The organism is Geofilum sp. OHC36d9 (assembly GCF_052400685.1).
Classification (GTDB): domain Bacteria; phylum Bacteroidota; class Bacteroidia; order Bacteroidales; family Marinilabiliaceae; genus CAZHHH01.
Genome location: NZ_JBQTGJ010000015.1, coordinates 1 through 19,317, shown reverse-complemented (window position 1 = coordinate 19,317; position 19,317 = coordinate 1). Strand labels below are relative to the sequence as shown.

The following is a 19,317-nucleotide window of genomic DNA, read 5'->3' as shown; positions in this document are numbered from 1 at the left end:
CACTCAAAGTGTCATTTTACCATCATAACCGGCAAAGCGGTTTCATTTATAAGTCGAAGTTCCTCATCAGAAAAAGAGAGGTTATTCAGCGCCTTTACACTATCGCCCAATTGAGCAGCCGAACTGGCTCCAACTAAAACAGAAGTTACTCTGGAATCCTTCAACAGCCAGGCAATCGACATCTGAGCCAATGACTGCCCACGTTTGGCTGCAATATCATTCAGGGCACGCAAAGCCTGTTGCCGTTCACCCGTCAGTGATTCCTTTTTAAGAAAACCATGAGGTTTGGCAATTCTTGAATCGGCCGGTATATCATTTAAATACCGATTGGTTAACAAGCCCTGCGCCAGAGGTGAAAAGGCAATTGATCCAATACCACGCTTACCCAGCACATCCAACAAACCATTTTCGGCCCAACGGTCAAGAATACTGTAACGAGGTTGATGAATCAAACAAGGTGTCCCCAGATCCGTCAATATGGCTTCAGCCTTTTGAGTCTCTTCGGCAGAATAATTTGAGATACCAACATAAAGCGCCTTTCCCTGCCGGACGATTAAATCCAGTGCGCCCATTGTTTCTTCAAGCGGCGTATTGGGATCGGGACGATGGTGATAAAATATATCCACATAATTAAGGCCCATGCGCTTAAGGCTTTGGTCGAGACTTGATACCAGATATTTTTTTGAACCCCAGTCGCCATACGGACCGGGCCACATTCCATAACCCGCTTTGGTCGAAATAATCATCTCATCCCGGTAGTTGGCAAATTGACGAGACAGGATGCGTCCAAAATTACTTTCAGCCGAACCGGGCTCCGGGCCATAATTATTCGCCAAATCGAAATGAGTAATGCCATGGTCAAAAGCATAGGTCAGCATCTCAACCATATTATCCAGTCGGTCGACCGAGCCAAAATTATGCCATAACCCTAGCGAAATAGCAGGTAAAAGCAGCCCACTATGGCCACAACGACGATACTTCATTTGATCATACCGGGACTCTTTGGCAATGTAATTCATAACAATTCAGTTTTATTCAACACAAAAATACAATTTTAGAAGCACTCATTAATTACCCGCAAGAGTAAACGCCCATTTTTAGAACTTCGCAAGCCTCGTATTTGAACTTGATAGCTCAAACTCCCGACTTTATGGACAGGCACTAAATAGAACCCCAATAAAAGAACCCATTATAAATCCTGAAGCGTATAAAAATCAATCATCTTATTGATACTCAATCGGCACACTTCACAAAACCCATCGGCTTCATTGGTTCGCATGCGGCAATTAAGAGCCGGGCGATACACCCCTTTGGACACATAACCACCCCCTTCAAAAACCCCTGTTACATCACGATAGGCAGGACGCACCGGCGTTGGTACCGGGGTAGACGCATCAACCAGCGTTTTCCATTTCTTACTAAAATCGACCATCGTTGTCAGGTTTGGTTGCCAGGGTTCTGTTTGGGTATTAATAAAATCAGAATAGGTATCATCCTCTCCAAAATACTCATCCGCAAGGCCTGCGAAGCCATGTCCTATTTCGTGAACAAAAACTTTTTCGGCCACCTTATCATCCGATGTTAAAATTGAAAAATGGTTATAAACGCCGCCACCGCCATATTTATCGCTATTAACAAGAATGATAACATGATCGTTAGGGAAGGCAGCTGCCACATCATATATTTTCCACAGCGACTCCGTTTCCAGATAACGGTCGACGCCAAAGGTATTAAAAGTGCTGTTAAACGCCGTTCGGTGCCATCTGTTTTGCCGGGGCTCGTCGGTACCTGATTCATCGGAAGGAACAGCCACTGCCCGTATAGTAAAATCGCTTTTCCGGGATTGATAAGGCTCTGTTTTAAACAAAACGGCCACCAGTCTCTGCACGTCAGAAAAAAACTTATCGGCCTGCTCAGCCGTGTACCCTTCGGCCAGGAACAAAAAATCGACTTTGTTATGAGGTTTGTCTTCCCCCATCAAAATACGTGACGGAAAGTCGGGCTTTTTTAGATGAATGACCTGCCAGTTAGCGGGGTTCAGCCGCTCGGTAAGCAGTGGCTCAAAATGGCCATCGCGCTTGCGTTCTTCAATAACCAGGTTCACAGTTTTGAGCGGCAAAGGCATCAGTAACGACTGCTCAAAGGCCCTCTGAAGATGCATTGCGGGCTCTGTTAAACGCCATTCTTCAAATAATGTGGAAAAACCCTTAAAATAAAGCGTATCACCAGTATCGGGATGCAACAGAAGTAAACGATATTCACCATAATCGAAAGGTGAAATAAACTGCCCACGACCAGCACCCCATACGTTGGTTTGATACATTCTGACAATACAGGCTGATTGCTTATTACGATTGCCTGACAACAAAAAATCAACACGCAACGTCTTATTGAAATCTAACCAGGCTCTATTTGAACTGCATTGCGCCGGCCATGCCATCCAAATGAGAAAAAATATCATCCACCCCGCCATTTTTTTGTACATAACATCCATAATTAAAGACTTTGCAAGATAACAATTGTTTATTAGTTTTGAGACGGGAAGTCCCGATTCTAAAAACAGTAACTCATCTATATCTAAAAAATGCTTGAAATTCAGGAAGACAATTTATGGCTTACAGACATCATTAACAGTCTACTTCACAGCTTATCCATCCCAGCATCAGAATTTGCGATAGCCGATTTTATTATCAGAGGAATGCTACTCTTCATTTTGGCCATGGCAGTTCATTACGGGCTTAAGTTTATCATTTTAAAATACCTGGTTAAATTCATCCAGAGCACCAAAATGGTTATTGATGATTTTTTCCTGAAACGGAAGGTGATCCATCGGTTGGTGCATCTTTTACCTGCTCTGGTAATTTATCAGCTGACGCCCGTTCTGATGCAGTCATATCCCTTTGTGAAAGAAAGTCTGATAAAATTATCAGTCATATACATGATTGCCATGTTATTTGCAGCGTTACAGGGGTTTTTCAGGGTGCTGGAAGATATTTATAACACCAAACCGTACGCGGCCGAGCGTCCCATAAAAAGTTACATACAACTGTTAAGTCTCATCTCCTTTTTAGTGGCAGGACTTATTATCATTTCCTACATTTTTGACATACAGGTAACCCGTATTTTGGCCGGTATGGGAGCAATGGCAGCGGTACTCCTGCTCATTTTTAAAGACACAATACTGGGACTCGTTGCCGGGGTTCAGCTATCGGCCAACAAAATGGTTAAAGTGGGTGATTGGATTTCCATGCCGGCATACAATGCCGACGGCACCGTTCTCGAGATCACATTAAATACCGTGAAAGTTCAGAACTGGGATCAAACCATCACCACAGTTCCCACTTATGCGTTGGTTGCGAGTCCTTTCATCAACTGGCGCGGGATGGAAGAGTCGGGTGGCCGACGCATCAAACGTTCCGTTAACATTGATATGCGCAGTGTAACATTCTGCACCCCTGAATTACTTGAAAAACTTAAAAAAATTCAACATCTAAAAGGTTATATCGAAACCCGGCAAGCTGAAATTGAAGAATACAACCGCTCTCAGGGAATCGACGAATCAGTTAAGGTGAATGGCCGCCGAATGACCAATTTGGGTGTTTTCAGGAAATATCTTGAGAATTACTGTCGCCAACATCCAAAATTAAATACGGATATGACACTTCTAATACGGCATCTGCAACCGTCGGAAAAAGGTATTCCCATCGAAATATATGCCTTCAGCAACGAAAAAGCATGGGCTTTATATGAAGAAATTCAGTCCGATATTTTCGATCACATATTGGCAGTCATTCCCGAATTTGAGCTGAGCGTATTTCAACTGCCCAGCGGAAATGATCTCAAATATATTAATCAACCAAATAAATAAATCTATGAAAACACGGAATTTATGGCTTGTCGTACTAGTGGTTATATTAATTTCCGCCTGCCGCCAATCAATAAAAACAGATGACGAAGTTTACCTTTTCAGCCATTTTATAAAGAGTGGTCAAGACGGACTGCACCTTCTATACAGCACCGACGGGTTTAAATGGGAAGCAATTAATAATGGTGATTCATTTCTGGCTCCGGAAATAAGCAATGACAAACTTATGCGCGATCCGTGTATTATAGAAGATGAAGAAGGGACCTTTCATATGGTTTGGACGGTAAGCTGGAATGAAAAAGGAATTGGCTATGCCCACTCAAAGGATCTTATCAATTGGTCGGAGCAACAATATCTGCCCGTGATGGAACATGAGGAAGGGGCCCGGAACTGCTGGGCACCGGAAATAACCTATGATAAAACATCAAAAACATTCATGATATACTGGTCAACCACTATTACCGGTATGTACCCGGAAACACAAACGACTGAAGAGTCCAGCTATAATCACAGAATCTATTACGTTACCACCAAAGATTTCAAGACATATAGCGAAACCAAACTTCTTTACGAACCCGGATTTAACGTTATTGACGCCTCTATACAGCCCTATAATGGCAAATTTGTAATGTTTTTAAAAGATGAAACCCGCGTTCCTCCCAAAAAAACATTGCATGTTGCTTTTGCAGACAAATTAACCGGTCCCTATGGAAAACCAGGGGAAGCCATTACGGGAAATTATTGGGCTGAAGGACCAACCGCTTTATTCATAAACGGAAAATGGCTCGTATATTTCGACAAATACCGAAATCATCAGATGGGTGCAGTGATGAGTGAAGACCTTGTTAACTGGACCGATATCTCGGATAGTGTTTCATTCCCTGCCGGCACGCGTCATGGCACGGCCTTTAAAGTTAAAAAAGAAGTGTTAGACAACCTGTTGCAACAAACCGCACAACAATAAATCAAGCACTATATAGTGTTTGTCTATAAAGTCAACTACTGCGTTATGCTTGTCATAAAAACAGTCATTTACGAAAAGTAAACGCCTTGATTTTTATGACTTCGCAAGCCTTGTATTTGAACTTTATATTTCAAACACTTAATTTATGGACAGACTCTATATAATAAAAGCGGGACGTTCTGCAAAAAACGTCCCGCTAAATACTCATCTTTCAACAAAAACCTTAGTTTCTATTGCCCAAAAATTCTGAGATACCTTCCTGAGTAGCCTTTAAGCCTTTAGAACCCTTGTGCCAGTCGGCAGGACACACCTCCCCATTTTCTTCAAAAAACTGAAGTGCATCAATCATACGTAAGGTTTCATCAACACTACGTCCAAGCGGCATGTCATTAACCACCTGGTGACGCACCACCCCTTCCTTATCAATGAGGAACAGACCACGATAAGCAGCAGGCTGACCTGTGAAGACAGCCTCATCGGCTTCGTTGTACTCATAATCGCCTGCCAAAACATCGTAATTGGCGCTGATACTCATACCCCGGTCGGCTACCAAAGGAAATTTCACCCCTTTTATGCCGCCATCTTTGGCCTCTGTTTGCAGCCATTTCCAATGTGAAAATTCTGAGTCGGTAGACGCGGCAACAACAGCCACATTACGTTTCTCAAACTCAGCCATCTTATCCTGAAAAGCCACAATTTCGGTTGGACAAACAAATGTAAAATCCGCCGGATAAAAGAAAAATACCACGTATTTTTTCCCTACATACTGATCCAACGAAAAATTTTCAACAATTTCTGATCCGTTTACAACGGCAGGCGCCGAAAATGACGGCGCTTTTTTTCCTACTAAAACTGCCATAATGTTTACTTTTTTTAAAAATTAATTATATGAATATTATGATTTCAATCTTTGATAATAAACCAAACATTGGTTATTTGATTACAAACTTAAACAATGCAATCAGGCACTCAAAATAATCAGGTATTTTTTTACCTAATCATTCTCTATAGACTATAAACGTTATCTATATAGTGTTTGTCTATAAAGTCAACTACTTCGTTATGCTTGTCATAAAAACAGTCATTTACGAAAAGTAAACTCCTTGATTTTTATGACTTCGCGAGCCTCGTATTTGAACTTTATATTTCAAACACGTAGTTTATGGACAGACTCTATACAGTGTTTGTCTATAAAGTCAACTACTTCGTTTTGCTTGTCATAAAAACAGTCATTTACGAAAAGTAAACTCCTTGATTTTTATGACTTCGCGAGCCTCGTATTTGAACTTTATATTTCAAACACGTAGTTTATGGACAGACTCTATACAGTGTTTGTTTATAAAGTCAACTACTTCGTTATGCTTGTCATAAAAACAGTCATTTACGAAAAAAAACGCCTTGATTTTTATGACTTCGCGAGCCTCGTATTTGAACTTTATATTTCAAACACGTAGTTTATGGACAGACTCCCGACTTTATGGACAGGCACTAATCATACACAAACAGAAGACCAGAAACCCTGAAAAAATACCATTTCCCCCCGGAGCATTATTACTTTTGCTATATGTTGCCGCAATAAAAAATGCAAGAGGAGACCGAACAGCACATGAACAGACCTATTTCATACGCACAAAAAAAGCCGGTATAAAACCGGCTCTTCTTAACATTATAAACAACAATATGAGAAAACAGTATCAGGCTTTAGATATAGACGACGCCAAATTGGCTATGAGAACAATTACATCAACTGCTTTTTGCATACTTTGAACCGGCACAAATTCGAAACGGCCGTGAAAATTATGTCCACCGGCAAACAAATTAGGGGTAGGCAAGCCCATATACGACAACCGGGCACCGTCGGTCCCGCCCCGGATGGGACGAATGATTGGAGCCACGCCGGCCTCTTCCATGGCCTTTTGAGCCAGGTCGACAATATACATCACCGGCTCAATTTTCTCCCGCATATTATAATACTGGTCGCGTAATTCAACCTCCATTGTACCGGGGCCAAACTCGGCGTTAATTTTATTGGTCAGATGCGACATTTCTTTCTTACGATCGGCAAAACGATCGCTTTTAAAATCGCGAATAATAAACACCAGCTCTGTTTTTTCAACATCGCCATTAAACGACATCAGGTGGTAAAACCCTTCATAGTCGTCGGTATGCTCAGGTGTTTCGTGACGTGGTAACATGCCGATAAACTGGTTGGCAATGCGCATTGAATTACGCATTTTACCGCGGGCATAACCCGGATGAACATTACGTCCATGCACAGTTACTTTGGCAACGGCGGCATTAAAATTTTCAAACTCCAGTTCACCAATCTCACCGCCATCGAGCGTATAAGCAAAATCGGCTCCGAATTTTTCCACATTAAATTTATCGGCTCCCTGACCAATCTCCTCATCGGGGGTAAACCCGACACGAATTTTACCATGCTTAATTTCAGGATGAGCCAGCAGATGTTCCATTGCGGTAATAATTTCCACCACGCCTGCTTTATCGTCGGCGCCCAAAAGTGAGTGACCATCGGTGGTAACAATATCCTGACCAATATATTGCTTCAATTCGGGGAACTCATTGGGCTTAAGGTAAATATTTGCTTCCGCATCCAGAGCGATGTCTTTACCATCGTAACATTTAACCAATTGCGGTTTAACGTGTTTGGCCGTGAAATCGGGACTGGTATCAACATGGGCAATGAAGCCCACCACCGGACAACTGACATCGGTATTGGCAGGCAATGTGGCCATAAGATACCCGTTATCATCCACCTCCACCTCTTCGAGGCCTATCTGCTCCAATTCAGCAGCTAAATGCCGCATAAAAATTAACTGGCCGGGCGTACTGGGTGTCAACCCGGTGTTTTCGTCCGACTGGGTATCAAAAGATACATATTCAAAAAAACGTTCTAATAATTTCATATGATTATATTTTGTTTTTCAGTTGCCATATGGAACTCGCCGGAATTAATCATCCCCCTGTGTGAGAATTCCTTTATCAAGGCTCATTCCATGTGATTATAATTTGTTTTCTAATGTCATCGTTACGCTCGCATTCAAAATGGCCATTTACACCAGTAAACTCTCATTCTTCCGGCTGCGCAAGTCCTGAATTTAAAATTCCCGGCTCAGACTTATGCCTTTTTGTTCAGACACGATACAGAGCAAGCTCATGGAGACTTATCAATTATCATAAATACTATTGTTTTACATCATCGGAATTAAAAACAAACCCCAAACGCTTACCCGTACGCATTCTGGATTGCAAAATCTCATCATCCAACTGAGCCATGGTTAAAATGTTCATATTTTCATAGGGTGGTACCAATAAATCAAACTCCAGCGAGTAAAGAATGGCCGTCTCCACAATTTTACGCCAATTTTCAGGATCTATCTTTGCCTTTCCAAAGCCCCCCACTCCCATTGTTCGCTGACGTTTTCCTTCAACAAAAAAAGCTTTCTCACCATTTATAAAAATCCTGGCCACCATATAACCCAGATCATCGGCACGAGAGTAACGAAACGAATCATAAAGGAAATTATAAATATTTATTACGCCGGTATAACCACGTGAAGCTTCTTCGCGGGCATAGGGCTGTTCCCACACTTTATGATCACGATCGAACATAAATGCATTGGTGTGCATAAAAAAGACCAGAACATCACCGGCAACTTTTAATTTGGCCACAAAATTACCGACATCTTCATATTGCAATAACAAACGTTCATCCTTTTCGGCCAGCTTAGCGTTAAACAAATCGGGAAACTCTTTTAACACATCTTTCAGCTCATTAAAAGCATCAAAAGTGGTGTCGAAAACGCTCTGTTTAAGAACAGTCTTAGTGGTTAACTGTTCAAAAATCTTATCCTTTGTGCTTAACTTCATCTGTTTATAATTTGATTTTTAAGGTCACATGGAACTCACCCTAATTAGTGTTTATCTATAAAGTCAACTTCTGCGTTACGCTTGTCATAAAAACAGTCATTTACGAAAAGTAAACGCCTTGATTTTTATGACTTCGCAAGCCTTGAATTTGAACTTTATATTTTAAACACTTAGTTTATGGACAGACTCTAATTAGTGTTTGTCGATAAAGTCAACTTCCGCGTTATACCATAGTATACTTATTTGTTTCAAGATTCGACAGTCTCAAAATGAAGCTGCCAATTTAGCCTCTTGTATCATCGGTCGGGCATTAATTACAAAATAGCGTGAGCGCTTAATCTTGCAGACGGTCCTACGAAGATAATAGATTTTTAGTAAACGACGGCCTCTTTGCCCGCTTCAACCGATATCAAAATTAAAATTCGAGGTCAATTCAAACAGCCATTTTTGTGTGTGTGAAACGAATCCCCTTTCCAAAACAAAACAAGAAGACAAATAATAAGTTGTACGGCATAACAGACAGGACTATTAATACAACCTATGCCAATGATTTGCCGGATGCGGCTTACAGGGAAACTTCCAATATGTCCGATCTTTTCCCGATCGATAGGAAAAAGAGAGCGGGATAGTTAAGAAAATCTGAGAATTTAGAAAGTAAAACGATTAGGGCTGTTTCCCGCTGCCCTTGGGGCGCATGATTCTGCACGTGTGCCGCATGACTCTGCACGAGTGCCGCACGATTCTGCACGAGTGCCGCATGATTCTGCACGAGTGCCGCATGATCCTGCACGAGTGCCGCACGATTCTGCACGAGTGCCGCATGACTCTGCACGAGTGCCGCATGACTCTGCACGAGTGCCGCACGATTCTGCACAAGTGCCGCGAGGCTCTGCACAAGTGCCGCATGATCCTGCACGAGTGCCGCATGATCCTGCACAAGGGGAGCGAGGCTCTCCCCTAAGGGCTTCGCCCCACGCGGAGAAGGTTCATTATAAATATTTGCTCTCAATACACCATGACTCCCATCTATACATGGATGCTGTTTTTGTTCAACTTATTTGATAAATAGCAGCGATTTAGTAAATTCAGGGTCTGTTTTTCCGGAAATCACCGGCAAAAAACAATATAAATGTAATATAAAGACAATAACCCTTTTAGGTCATAAACGATAATGGCGTTATGGGGGTGTTGGCGTTCATTATGATGAGAAGTACACGTAACATATTAGCTGGATTGATAATAATCGGACTTGTTTCCTGCTTGGGAATAAAATCGGTTGATAAGATGACTTATATCGGAAATTTCAAAGAGAGACAATATGACTTTTTTGAATCATTCCGTCATAATCAACACAAAGACTTTTATTATGAATTACCGTTTGAATTAAAATTTGGTGGAATTAGACCATTCCCTATTGATTCGACAGGTAAAAAGGATTATTCCTGGTTGAGAAAATCTGAGAACCTGAAAATTGCCTTTAATGCTTTTTCAACTATTGGTCTTGATAAATTTGTTTCCAAAGACAAATATTTTGAGAATAATAATGATTGGTGTTGCGATACAGAGTGGGAAAATAAATCACTAAATGAAATTGTAATTGGATTTATTGAATCTGACACAACTATTAAAGGGACTGATTATTTCTCAAAATTTTGGGAGAGACGGAGATTAGAAAATAATTTGACTGAAACTTATCAGATATTCGTTCAAATTGATAGATTCTATAACCATAATAAACAGAATGCTGCAACCCATTTAACTGACACAGTGCTAATTGGATTACTTGATTTTGATACAAAACTTATTCATTCTGACTCTATTGCATATACGAGAAATGTCATTGATTATTTTGATTACTTAAAATCGGTCGGACTTGATTATTCAGCATATAAATTGATTAATGATAATCCCATACTGATTTTAGATAAAAATATAAGAGACAGTTTAATAATGACTATGAGGTACGACACGCTATCATACAAGGATTGGATAACTTTGGATGATAATATGAGTGGTTGGATAACAGGTGATTATTATCCTGATTCAAATAGAAATTATGGACCTTAAAAAATAACGAAACGCCAACAATGTGTATAGTGCATAAGGGTTTCAGAGGTTTTCGAGCGGTATCACCCGCATCAATTTTGGGTGGTAATTTGATAGGTTTGAAGCCCGCAATCCCTTACGACACCATACACTAACCGTTACCGCCAAGTGAAAGACCGAAAATTCAACCGTCTATTCACTTGATTGAGAATGTGGATTAATCAAAAGGTAGTGCGGCTTTGAAAAGAAACATTAAGATATTTTGATTGATAACGAAAGATTTAAACACTGCAATCGGATAACTTTTCTGCAATGAGAAAGCAAAGATTTGATTGGATTGATAAAAGCGTTTATGAATAGATTATTTACATGATTTTGAACAGATAACGGTCTGATTTATTTTCAAATACTGAGGTTTTATTGTTTTCTGCAATTGGATTAAGGATTGAATTTACTGGTGATGAAAATTTCATCCTTCGAATTGATTTAGAAACCAATAATTTGATTGAATTAAAAAGATCGTTTAAGAATAGATTATTAACAAAACTTTAAGCAGATAACGGTCTGATTCATTTTTAAATACTGAGGCTGGATTTGTTTTCTGCAATTAGATAGAGGATTGATTTAAAGACCGGTAATTCAAAACAAGATATAGCAAAGGGTTTTATTGGCAGAAACGTTTAAAACGAAAACTTTGAAAGCGAAGGTAAAATCCAACCTTCCTGAAAAATGATAAACAGTTGCACAATATCCAACGATTGAATTATCGGACAAATGATCACCAGGCGGTAACAAGCGGTCATAAAACATTTGGGGGAAAGTAGCTATTCGAGTATTCTGCCACGCATCAAAGTTTGGTAACGGTAGATATGAACGAAACCCGCTCTCCCAAACGTTCCATACCGCGGGGCGTTAGGTTTCATGCAAAGAGCGACAAGCCAACGCTCATTTGGCACATTTACAAGCTCCAACACACAGCCTGATTCTTTAGCTTGTAAAAGAGCCAAATTTTAGCCGGCGCACAAATAGAAATGTAAATTAAAGATATGAGTAGATTTTTTAATATCGTTATACACAAAACTGATTCATTGCCTGATTTACATGGACTATGTGCAGGTTTTGAAAATAAATCTTGGAGAAAAGACCAGCTTGTAGATTATCTTTTCAATTATCTACCTGAATTTGCTCTTAATCAAAGTGAATTACAAGAATTTGACAGTTTAAGCCTTATTCCAAAAATACGAAAAGCCGCAGGAAATGTTTATCAATCTGATAAATTTAGAAACAGAGGTGAATTTGGTGAATTGTTACTGCATGCAATAATTAGAGAAACCCACAACACTATACCTGCAATTAGCAAGATTTTTTACAAAGATGGACCAAATGAAACAGTAAAGGGGTTTGATGCTGTTCATGTGGTAGATAATGATACCAAGCTTGAATTATGGTTGGGGGAAGTGAAATTTTATCAAAGCATTTATAGTGCAATATCTGATGTTATAGATGAATTAAATGAGCACGTTAAAATCAGATACGTAAAAAATGAATTTATAACAATAACGAACAAGATTGATAGAAACTGGGAGCATGCCGAAAAGCTAATTGAGTTGTTAGACCCAACAACCTCGCTGGATGATGTATTTGAGAGAACCTGTATTCCTGTTTTATTAACTTATGATTCCAAAGTTTTAGCTTCTCATGAAAAGAAAACGGATGAATATATTGCAGAAATAGAGGCTGAATTATTACATTTTCACAATAAATTCTGTAAAGATTTAGGAGATTTCCCTCTAACAGTTCATCTATTTCTTCTACCGTTGGATACAAAAAAAGAATTGATTATTAGTCTCGAAAATAAATTAAAGGCATGGCAACAGATTTAACCCCTGGAAAAGTAAGAAATTTGCTTAGGTCAGGCGAGTTTGAAAATAAAGACATTTTTGAGATAATTAAAGTTGTTGCAAAGGTATTAGTCAATAACCGTAATATTGGTCAGGAATTGGTTTTGCGGATATTGTCACGAAAAGAACTGTTTTCTGGTTATGAACCTATAATAGATTCACTAGTAAGACAAGTCGGATTGTATCCTTATATCAATCAAAATGACTTATCAATAAATGATTCTATTGCTTATGAAATTCACAAACCAGAAGGTTTGGAAGAAAATATAGTTTTTCATCATGCACAGGCAGAGGTTTACTACTCTTTAATGAAAGGTGAAAACATAGTTTTAAGTGCGCCTACAAGTTTTGGAAAAAGTTTAATAATTGATGCTGTAATAGCAACTAACAAGTACATAAACATTGCCATTATAGTTCCTACAATTGCTTTAATTGATGAAACTCGAAAACGCTTATCTAAATTTAAGGATAACTATAAAATCGTAACACATTCAAGTCAAGAATTGCAAGAGCGCAATGTGTTGATTCTTACTCAAGAAAGAGCACTTGAGCTTGTAGAAGAGGTTTCAATAGATTTTTTCGTTATTGACGAGTTTTATAAACTTAGTCCTACTAAATCAGATGAAGAACGATGCCATATTCTTAACCATGTGTTTTATTTGCTAGTAAAGCAACAAGCTCAATTTTATCTGTTAGGCCCAAATATCGAAAGGGTAACTACAGAACTTTTGTCCAATGTGAAATATCGTTTCATAAAAACTGATTATAAAACGGTTGTTTCTGAAAGACATATGATTCGTTTGAAGAAAGGAGATAATGCTCAAGAAAAACTTCTAGAACTTATTCAAAAGATTAACGAACCGTCCCTGATTTTTTGCCAATCTCCAGCGAGTGCTAATCGAGTAGCATCGCTACTATTTGAAAGTGGCTTATTTGACAAGGATTCTAAAAATACTGAACTTGTTAACTGGATTAAAGAGAATTATCATAAGAATTGGATTTTACCTAATTGTTTGAGCCAAGGCATTGGAATACATCATGGTAAAATACCTAGGGCTATTGCTCAAAAGTGTATTAAGCTATTTAATGAAGGTAATATCAACTTTTTAATTTGTACTTCTACAATAATTGAAGGGGTTAATACAAAAGCAAAGAATGTTATCATATATGATAATAAAATTGCTAGTAGCAAATTTGATTATTTCACGTTTAATAATATTTGCGGAAGGTCAGGTAGAATGTTTGCTCATTTTGTTGGCAACATCTACTTATTTCATGAACCTCCACAAGCAGAATTACCCTTAGTAGATTTTCCAATTTTTTCACAAAATGATGATGTTCCAGAGAAACTACTAATTAATCTAAAAGAAGAAGATTTAAAAGAGAGCTCTAAAAAGAAACTTCAGAAATATTACAATCAAGATTTATTATCACAAGAAGTTCTACGACACAATTCTTTTATTGAACTTGACTATCAATTAAAACTAGCAAAATTTGTCGACGATAATAGTCAGAAACTAATACCATATTTGACTTGGGATAATGTCCCATCTAATCAGCAATTAAAATTGGTTTGTCTGCTAATCTGGGATTATTTTGTTAACTCTAAAAGACGTATTTATGGAGTTAGTTCAGGTAAACAATTGCATTTCAGAATTAACCAATTTAGGAAGTCTGGTAGTTTGAAAAATTTCATACGTAATCTTGTTGGAAATAAATCAGATTTAAAAGAAATAAATGAGAGCATTGAATTAGCATTTGATATTCAAAGACATTGGATAAATTTTCAGTTTCCGAGATATTTAATGGCTTTAGAAAAGATTGTTAATCATGTTTTTAAAACTAAAGGAATAAAGCTGTGCGACTACTCGTATTATGCTTCAATGGTTGAATGTTATTTTACTGAGCCTTACGTTGTTCCATTAGACGAATATGGATTACCTATTCAGGTTTCATTAAAGATTGGACAAAATATTGAATTAGATAGGAGTATTGACAAATCTTTAGAGCAGATAAAAGCGTTTGAACCTGTTAATTCTAATTTGAATGAAATAGAAAAAGATTTTGTTTATGAATTACAGCAGTATATATAGCCACCCCTTCGCACCCATACACATTGCCAAGTCGCTCAAAAAAGCCGACACACAGCCAAAACTTGTCAAAGAGTATGGCAGCCCCAACTCACGGACAGATTACGGAGAATAAAGCACGAAAACCTAACAATAAATATACGTAATGCAGGGCTATATGGTAAATTTGAACTTTAACGCATTTAATAAACATTGTAGCGATTTGATAGCGAAGTGCCTTTAAATCCCGCACTACGCATATTCGAGCCGTTGGGCACAATTAAAAACCCAGATATGAATAGAACTTTATTGATATTATCATTGATTATTATTTTAGGATGTTCAAATCAACCTGACCAATTTTCCAATGGTCTGACAAAAAACGCTAAAAAGATTACGGAATATTTAATAAACGTAGATATTGATTCATTGGATAATATGGCTATTGATACTCTGACTAAAAAAGAATTGCTTTACAATAAAAATGGTCAAATTATCAGAAGAGTACAAGATTTTTTATACAACGATGATTACTTGATAATTGATTTTGAATACGATATAAGTAAAAGACTCAAAAAGGAAATTGTTGAGATAGTAAATGACAGTACGACATTCACCGTTGATTATTTTTATAATGGCAAACAATTAGAAAGGACAAAATCAGAATTTAATGATAATGAATTCTTGTCAAAACAATTAGGCAAATACTACTATGATTCAAATGACAAGTTAGAAAAAAGCACAACACTCCAACAGTTTGTAGATTTGGAAACTAAAGATACAACAGGAAACACATATGAAATAAATAAATACAATGATAATAAACAGATGATTGAGTCAATTTTTTGTGATTCACTAAGTCTTGATAGGAATAGAATTTATAAATATGATTATAAAGACCAAAGATTATTTAAGACAACAGAGTATAATCGACATGATTCATTAATTTCTATCACTTTATACAAATATCAACTAGACGAATTTGGAAACTGGATTGAAAGGAAAAGTATTAGGAATAATGTAATGACAACACTGATAAAAAGAGAGATTGAATATAAATAACTGTGCCCAATATATAGGCGTATGAGCGGTCGGCACGACCCAGCGATTACTCCAGGTTGAACTACATCCCGGTAGAGCTACAACAAAATACGATGAACCTACTGTCGTTTTTTTATGTTTTTGAGAAGAACGCCCATGCTTTAATTGTGTTGCTTTAAACTCTTTGTTTTTAAAAAAAGAGAGCATTTTGCAACTCAAAAGTTAAAAACCAATCTCTTTTTGGCTTAAAACCTCCCCTTTAGACAATACACCCCCTAACCCCTAACCCCATGTTCATGAAGTTTTTAAGGGAGGTGTTTTGTTGGTTACAGCAACTTGGCAAAAAGCATAGAAGGCAGATGTCCTGCGGGTGACCGAATCCTGGGCATAGTTCTTATGACAATCAGACGTTCCTTTTTGCAATGAGGACATTTGGTCACGTCAATCCCGGTTAATCTTAAAATACGTTCTGAAGCTGTTTCTTCCTTTTTGGGTGCCATCAACTGGGCAATGTCGGGCTTCTCATCCGGCACAAATTGCAAATTCAGATGGCGCTTTGTGGAATGGTGATAAATGCCGAACCGACGGATGCGTGCGTACCCATCCGGCATGACATGCAGGCAGAATCGACGCAGAAACGATCCCTCTTTGAGTGGCGGTAGTTTTTTTTGGATATAACGGAGCATTTCCGTTTCAAGACGTTGAAATTGGACAAAAATGTGTAACGGCGACCCCTTGAGAACCTCGGGGCGCACGCTCCTCCCCCAAGGCAGTATGATTCTGCCAGATGGCAGCATGGCTCTCCCCAAGCAGCGAAGGTTCATTTTTGAAGATTTGCTCTTTATGCGCCATGGCTACCATCTAAACATGAAAGCTGTTTTTGTTCAACTTTTTTGATAAATAGCAGCGAATTAGTAAATTCATTGTCTGTTTTTCCGGAAATCACCGGCAAAAAACAATATAAATGTAATATAAAGACAATAACCCTTTTAGGTCATAAACGATAATGGCGTTATGGGGGGGTTGTGCCGCATACAAGAAAGAAAACCATAGCAAATGAAAATTATACAGCGAAAACCGATTATTAGTAATGCAATCATGATTTTGATTGGAATAATTAACTTTTTTGTAATTGTTTCAATTATGACGGATAATTGGATTAGCTGGAGAACTACATTTTGGGTTGAATTACCACTCCTATTATTCTATTTATTTGTTGTTTATCTGATTTTTAAAGCATCAATTGGATTCTGGGAAAAATCAAAAACAAAATTAATTCTATCAACTGTTTTGTTGTTGTCAAATCTTATCATCTTATTGTTGAACGTTTATTGTTGGGTTGACTTGTATGATGGAAAAACAAATGCACTATTACCATAACTAATAAAATGTATATGGAAACAAATGAATTATTAAGAGAGCCGATTTTTGAGATTATAAAGAATCAATTAAAGGATAATGACCCAAAAGAAACTAAAGAAACATTAGATAGGCTGAAGAAAGAAGAATTTGATGATTTCCAATCAAAACAAATGATTGGACAATGTTTAGCTGTTGAATTATTTGACGTAATGAAACATAGGAAACCATATAATAATGAGCGGTATATTAAGAATTTATTAGCTTTACCCAAAGAACCATTTGATTAGGTTAAATGAAAAAGACTCTAAAAAGAGAAAAAAGACTTAGTTCTGCCAAAAGCTGGATAAAAACATATTCAGGAAACAATCTTGTTAAAGGATATTCAAAAAACTATTTTGTTGATAAATTATGTGCGGTTAAAGAACTAAGAATGGTTGGAGTTAACATATCAGAAGAATACGAAAAACAGTTGATTAATTCAATGGAAGCTCTCAGACAACAAAGACTTTCATTTAAGAAAAAAAGAGAGGATAAATTAAACGACTTGTGCGAATTTGATAGTGATGAAAACTTTGCCATGATTATTGGTTATACAAGTGGTGGATTTCCATACGGAGTGACTCATGAAGAAATGGACGAAACAAATAATAAAGAATAATGTACGACGGCACAACAATATGTATAGTGCATAAGGGTTTTAGTAGTTTTTCGAGCGTCATCACCCGCATTTTTTTTGGTGGTATGTTGATAAGTTTGAAGCCCGAAATCCCTTACGACACCATACATTCAACGTTAGTAGCAATTAAACCAGCAACTTGATATGTATGTTCCAAGTACAAATGCAAAAAGCAAAATCGAATCTTTAGTTCAAGGTTTTTGGATTGACGAAAGTGAATTAGGTGAAATCGCATTATTGATAAAACTTGAAGCATCATTAGTTAATAGTATCGTTAAAGGAGTTCCGCTTGAAATTGTTATACGAAATCCACACATTGATAAAAGAAGTTGCACCTTATATATTCACGACATAATTGATGAACCATTTTATGTTACAGGTAAGTTTTTCGGTGAAGCAGATAAAACTGTTCCAGACTTTGACAAAGTAACTTTAGCAATTGCTACTACCAATAAAATAATTGTTTCCTTGTACAACTTGGATTCTAAACCAATCCACACTAAAGAGCTGAGTATAAAATGTGAAGAGAATATCCATAATTGGCTTTTTAAAATCTACAATTACCATGAGTATTCAGAACAAGGAGAAAAAATGATAAATGGATGCTACTTGCCAGAAAACCACAAAAAAGGTTTTAGCATTCAGATTATCAATTATGATAGTTCTGAAACCTCAGATTTTCACGCAATTCAATTAAACATGGATAAAAAAGGAGATATTTATACAACACATTTTAATTTATCAAATTATGGAGACAATGGAAAACATGGATATTTCCAAGAAAACTCTATTGAATCAATTTTAAGACGTCATTTCGTTATCAACGAAGAATTCTATTGCAGTCCTCAAAATACAGACGAAACTGAATTTACTGATTTTATATTACTCTCTAAATCTATTGTGATTTTAATAGAATCTAAATATATAATAAGTAAGAAACAGACAAAAATTAATCAGGCACTCAAAAAAGCAGTACTTCAACTAAAAAAAATAAAATCACAAATAAATGACAATCTTATTGATTTGTTAGATAAATCACTAGAGAAACAACTAATGAATAATCGATATATTGTAAAAGTTTGCTTGATTAATGATAGAGTTATTTTGAGTGAAGATAACACAAAGAATCTAATTGATAATTTTGCCAAAGAAGATTTACCTATTTTTATTCCTGTCTCCATTTTTAATCAAATACTTGGAGCATTTGCATTAAAAGATTTAAATAATTTATGTGAACGATTTACGCAAAGCTTATTCTTCGAAAGTTGGAGTTACCTGAATTCAGATAAACCAATTGCATATATTCGGGACTTTAAAATTAACGGAGAAGATATTGATGTAAATTAAAAACTAATAACTGCTACTAATATATAGGAGTATGAGCGGTCGGCACGACCCAGCGATTACTCCAGGTTGAACGACATCCCGGTAGAGCTACAACAAAATACTATGGACCTACTGTCGTTTTTTTATGTTTTTGAGAAGAATGCCCATGCTTTAAT

Annotated in this window: 16 protein-coding genes and 1 pseudogene; 11 read left to right on the top strand and 6 right to left on the bottom strand. The window is 37.4% G+C overall.

What is annotated here, in order from left to right:
• Positions 1–11 precede the first annotated feature (11 nt).
• Positions 12–1,019, bottom strand: coding sequence for an L-glyceraldehyde 3-phosphate reductase (gene mgrA / locus ACT3CD_RS13315; RefSeq protein ID WP_444646132.1), 1,008 nt, complete (start codon positions 1,017–1,019; stop codon positions 12–14).
• A gap of 170 nt (positions 1,020–1,189) precedes the next feature.
• Positions 1,190–2,461 carry a M64 family metallopeptidase gene (locus tag ACT3CD_RS13310; protein WP_444646131.1) on the bottom strand — a complete coding sequence of 424 codons (1,272 nt, stop codon included), beginning with the start codon at positions 2,459–2,461 and terminating at the stop codon, positions 1,190–1,192.
• Positions 2,462–2,584: 123 nt separating this feature from the next.
• Here ACT3CD_RS13310 and ACT3CD_RS13305 point away from each other — a divergent pair, with 123 nt between their 5' ends.
• Together ACT3CD_RS13305 and ACT3CD_RS13300 are read left to right on the top strand one after the other, a co-directional pair.
• Positions 2,585–3,868 (top strand): mechanosensitive ion channel family protein, encoded by a 1,284-nt coding sequence (locus ACT3CD_RS13305; protein ID WP_444646130.1) that lies wholly within the window; start codon positions 2,585–2,587, stop codon positions 3,866–3,868.
• Between the two features lie 4 nt (positions 3,869–3,872).
• Positions 3,873–4,829 carry a glycoside hydrolase family 43 protein gene (locus ACT3CD_RS13300; protein WP_444646129.1) on the top strand — a complete coding sequence of 319 codons (957 nt, stop codon included), beginning with the start codon at positions 3,873–3,875 and terminating at the stop codon, positions 4,827–4,829.
• Between the two features lie 223 nt (positions 4,830–5,052).
• On the opposite strand, the gene ACT3CD_RS13295 is transcribed toward ACT3CD_RS13300, so the two are convergent.
• The 3 genes from ACT3CD_RS13295 to ACT3CD_RS13285 form a co-directional block, all read right to left on the bottom strand.
• Positions 5,053–5,688, bottom strand: a complete 636-nt coding sequence (locus ACT3CD_RS13295; RefSeq protein WP_444646128.1) for a peroxiredoxin — start codon at positions 5,686–5,688, stop codon at positions 5,053–5,055.
• A gap of 835 nt (positions 5,689–6,523) precedes the next feature.
• Positions 6,524–7,756 carry a peptidase T gene (gene pepT, locus ACT3CD_RS13290; RefSeq protein ID WP_444646127.1) on the bottom strand — a complete coding sequence of 411 codons (1,233 nt, stop codon included), beginning with the start codon at positions 7,754–7,756 and terminating at the stop codon, positions 6,524–6,526.
• 277 nt (positions 7,757–8,033) lie between these two features.
• Complete coding sequence (locus ACT3CD_RS13285) at positions 8,034–8,720, bottom strand: hypothetical protein (protein ID WP_444646126.1); 687 nt, start codon at positions 8,718–8,720, stop codon at positions 8,034–8,036.
• Between the two features lie 708 nt (positions 8,721–9,428).
• Here ACT3CD_RS13285 and ACT3CD_RS13280 point away from each other — a divergent pair.
• From ACT3CD_RS13280 to ACT3CD_RS13260, 5 genes are all read left to right on the top strand, one after another.
• Positions 9,429–9,782: a hypothetical protein gene (locus ACT3CD_RS13280; RefSeq protein ID WP_444646125.1), complete on the top strand. Its 354-nt coding sequence runs from the start codon at positions 9,429–9,431 to the stop codon at positions 9,780–9,782.
• Positions 9,783–9,899: 117 nt separating this feature from the next.
• Positions 9,900–10,787, top strand: coding sequence for a hypothetical protein (locus tag ACT3CD_RS13275; RefSeq protein WP_444646124.1), 888 nt, complete (start codon positions 9,900–9,902; stop codon positions 10,785–10,787).
• 1,025 nt (positions 10,788–11,812) lie between these two features.
• A complete protein-coding gene (locus tag ACT3CD_RS13270) occupies positions 11,813–12,649 on the top strand; it encodes a HamA C-terminal domain-containing protein (RefSeq protein WP_444646123.1) in 837 nt (278 codons plus the stop codon).
• Positions 12,634–14,760, top strand: coding sequence for a DEAD/DEAH box helicase (locus ACT3CD_RS13265; protein ID WP_444646122.1), 2,127 nt, complete (start codon positions 12,634–12,636; stop codon positions 14,758–14,760). Before ACT3CD_RS13270 ends, ACT3CD_RS13265 begins: the two co-directional genes overlap by 16 nt.
• 270 nt (positions 14,761–15,030) lie before the next feature.
• On the top strand, positions 15,031–15,798 hold the full coding sequence (locus ACT3CD_RS13260; RefSeq protein WP_444646121.1) for a hypothetical protein: 768 nt from the start codon (positions 15,031–15,033) through the stop codon (positions 15,796–15,798).
• Between the two features lie 305 nt (positions 15,799–16,103).
• Here ACT3CD_RS13260 and ACT3CD_RS13255 read toward each other — a convergent pair.
• Positions 16,104–16,448 (bottom strand): annotated as a pseudogene (locus tag ACT3CD_RS13255) (transposase); the annotation flags it as partial.
• 385 nt (positions 16,449–16,833) lie between these two features.
• On the opposite strand from ACT3CD_RS13255, the gene ACT3CD_RS13250 reads away from it, so the two are divergent.
• The 4 genes from ACT3CD_RS13250 to ACT3CD_RS13235 all read left to right on the top strand — a co-directional run bounded on the left by ACT3CD_RS13250 (position 16,834) and on the right by ACT3CD_RS13235 (position 19,162).
• Positions 16,834–17,157 (top strand): hypothetical protein, encoded by a 324-nt coding sequence (locus tag ACT3CD_RS13250; protein ID WP_444646120.1) that lies wholly within the window; start codon positions 16,834–16,836, stop codon positions 17,155–17,157.
• A 14-nt stretch (positions 17,158–17,171) separates the two neighbouring features.
• Entirely contained in the window at positions 17,172–17,426 is a 255-nt protein-coding gene (locus tag ACT3CD_RS13245; protein WP_444646119.1) for a hypothetical protein, read from the top strand.
• A gap of 5 nt (positions 17,427–17,431) precedes the next feature.
• The gene (locus ACT3CD_RS13240; RefSeq protein WP_444646118.1) at positions 17,432–17,797 is read left to right on the top strand and encodes a hypothetical protein; all 366 of its coding nucleotides are present in this window, start codon (positions 17,432–17,434) and stop codon (positions 17,795–17,797) included.
• 162 nt (positions 17,798–17,959) lie between these two features.
• Positions 17,960–19,162 (top strand): hypothetical protein, encoded by a 1,203-nt coding sequence (locus ACT3CD_RS13235; RefSeq protein WP_444646117.1) that lies wholly within the window; start codon positions 17,960–17,962, stop codon positions 19,160–19,162.
• Positions 19,163–19,317 lie beyond the last annotated feature (155 nt).

Coding starts and splice junctions, on each gene's coding strand:
- mgrA (WP_444646132.1), bottom strand. CDS start 1,019: ATGAATTACATTGCCAAAGAGTCCCGGTATGATCAAATGAAGTATCGT.
- ACT3CD_RS13310 (WP_444646131.1), bottom strand. CDS start 2,461: ATGATATTTTTTCTCATTTGGATGGCATGGCCGGCGCAATGCAGTTCA.
- ACT3CD_RS13305 (WP_444646130.1), top strand. CDS start 2,585: ATGCTTGAAATTCAGGAAGACAATTTATGGCTTACAGACATCATTAAC.
- ACT3CD_RS13300 (WP_444646129.1), top strand. CDS start 3,873: ATGAAAACACGGAATTTATGGCTTGTCGTACTAGTGGTTATATTAATT.
- ACT3CD_RS13295 (WP_444646128.1), bottom strand. CDS start 5,688: ATGGCAGTTTTAGTAGGAAAAAAAGCGCCGTCATTTTCGGCGCCTGCC.
- pepT (WP_444646127.1), bottom strand. CDS start 7,756: ATGAAATTATTAGAACGTTTTTTTGAATATGTATCTTTTGATACCCAG.
- ACT3CD_RS13285 (WP_444646126.1), bottom strand. CDS start 8,720: ATGAAGTTAAGCACAAAGGATAAGATTTTTGAACAGTTAACCACTAAG.
- ACT3CD_RS13275 (WP_444646124.1), top strand. CDS start 9,900: ATGGGGGTGTTGGCGTTCATTATGATGAGAAGTACACGTAACATATTA.
- ACT3CD_RS13270 (WP_444646123.1), top strand. CDS start 11,813: ATGAGTAGATTTTTTAATATCGTTATACACAAAACTGATTCATTGCCT.
- ACT3CD_RS13265 (WP_444646122.1), top strand. CDS start 12,634: ATGGCAACAGATTTAACCCCTGGAAAAGTAAGAAATTTGCTTAGGTCA.
- ACT3CD_RS13260 (WP_444646121.1), top strand. CDS start 15,031: ATGAATAGAACTTTATTGATATTATCATTGATTATTATTTTAGGATGT.
- ACT3CD_RS13250 (WP_444646120.1), top strand. CDS start 16,834: ATGAAAATTATACAGCGAAAACCGATTATTAGTAATGCAATCATGATT.
- ACT3CD_RS13245 (WP_444646119.1), top strand. CDS start 17,172: ATGGAAACAAATGAATTATTAAGAGAGCCGATTTTTGAGATTATAAAG.
- ACT3CD_RS13240 (WP_444646118.1), top strand. CDS start 17,432: ATGAAAAAGACTCTAAAAAGAGAAAAAAGACTTAGTTCTGCCAAAAGC.
- ACT3CD_RS13235 (WP_444646117.1), top strand. CDS start 17,960: ATGTATGTTCCAAGTACAAATGCAAAAAGCAAAATCGAATCTTTAGTT.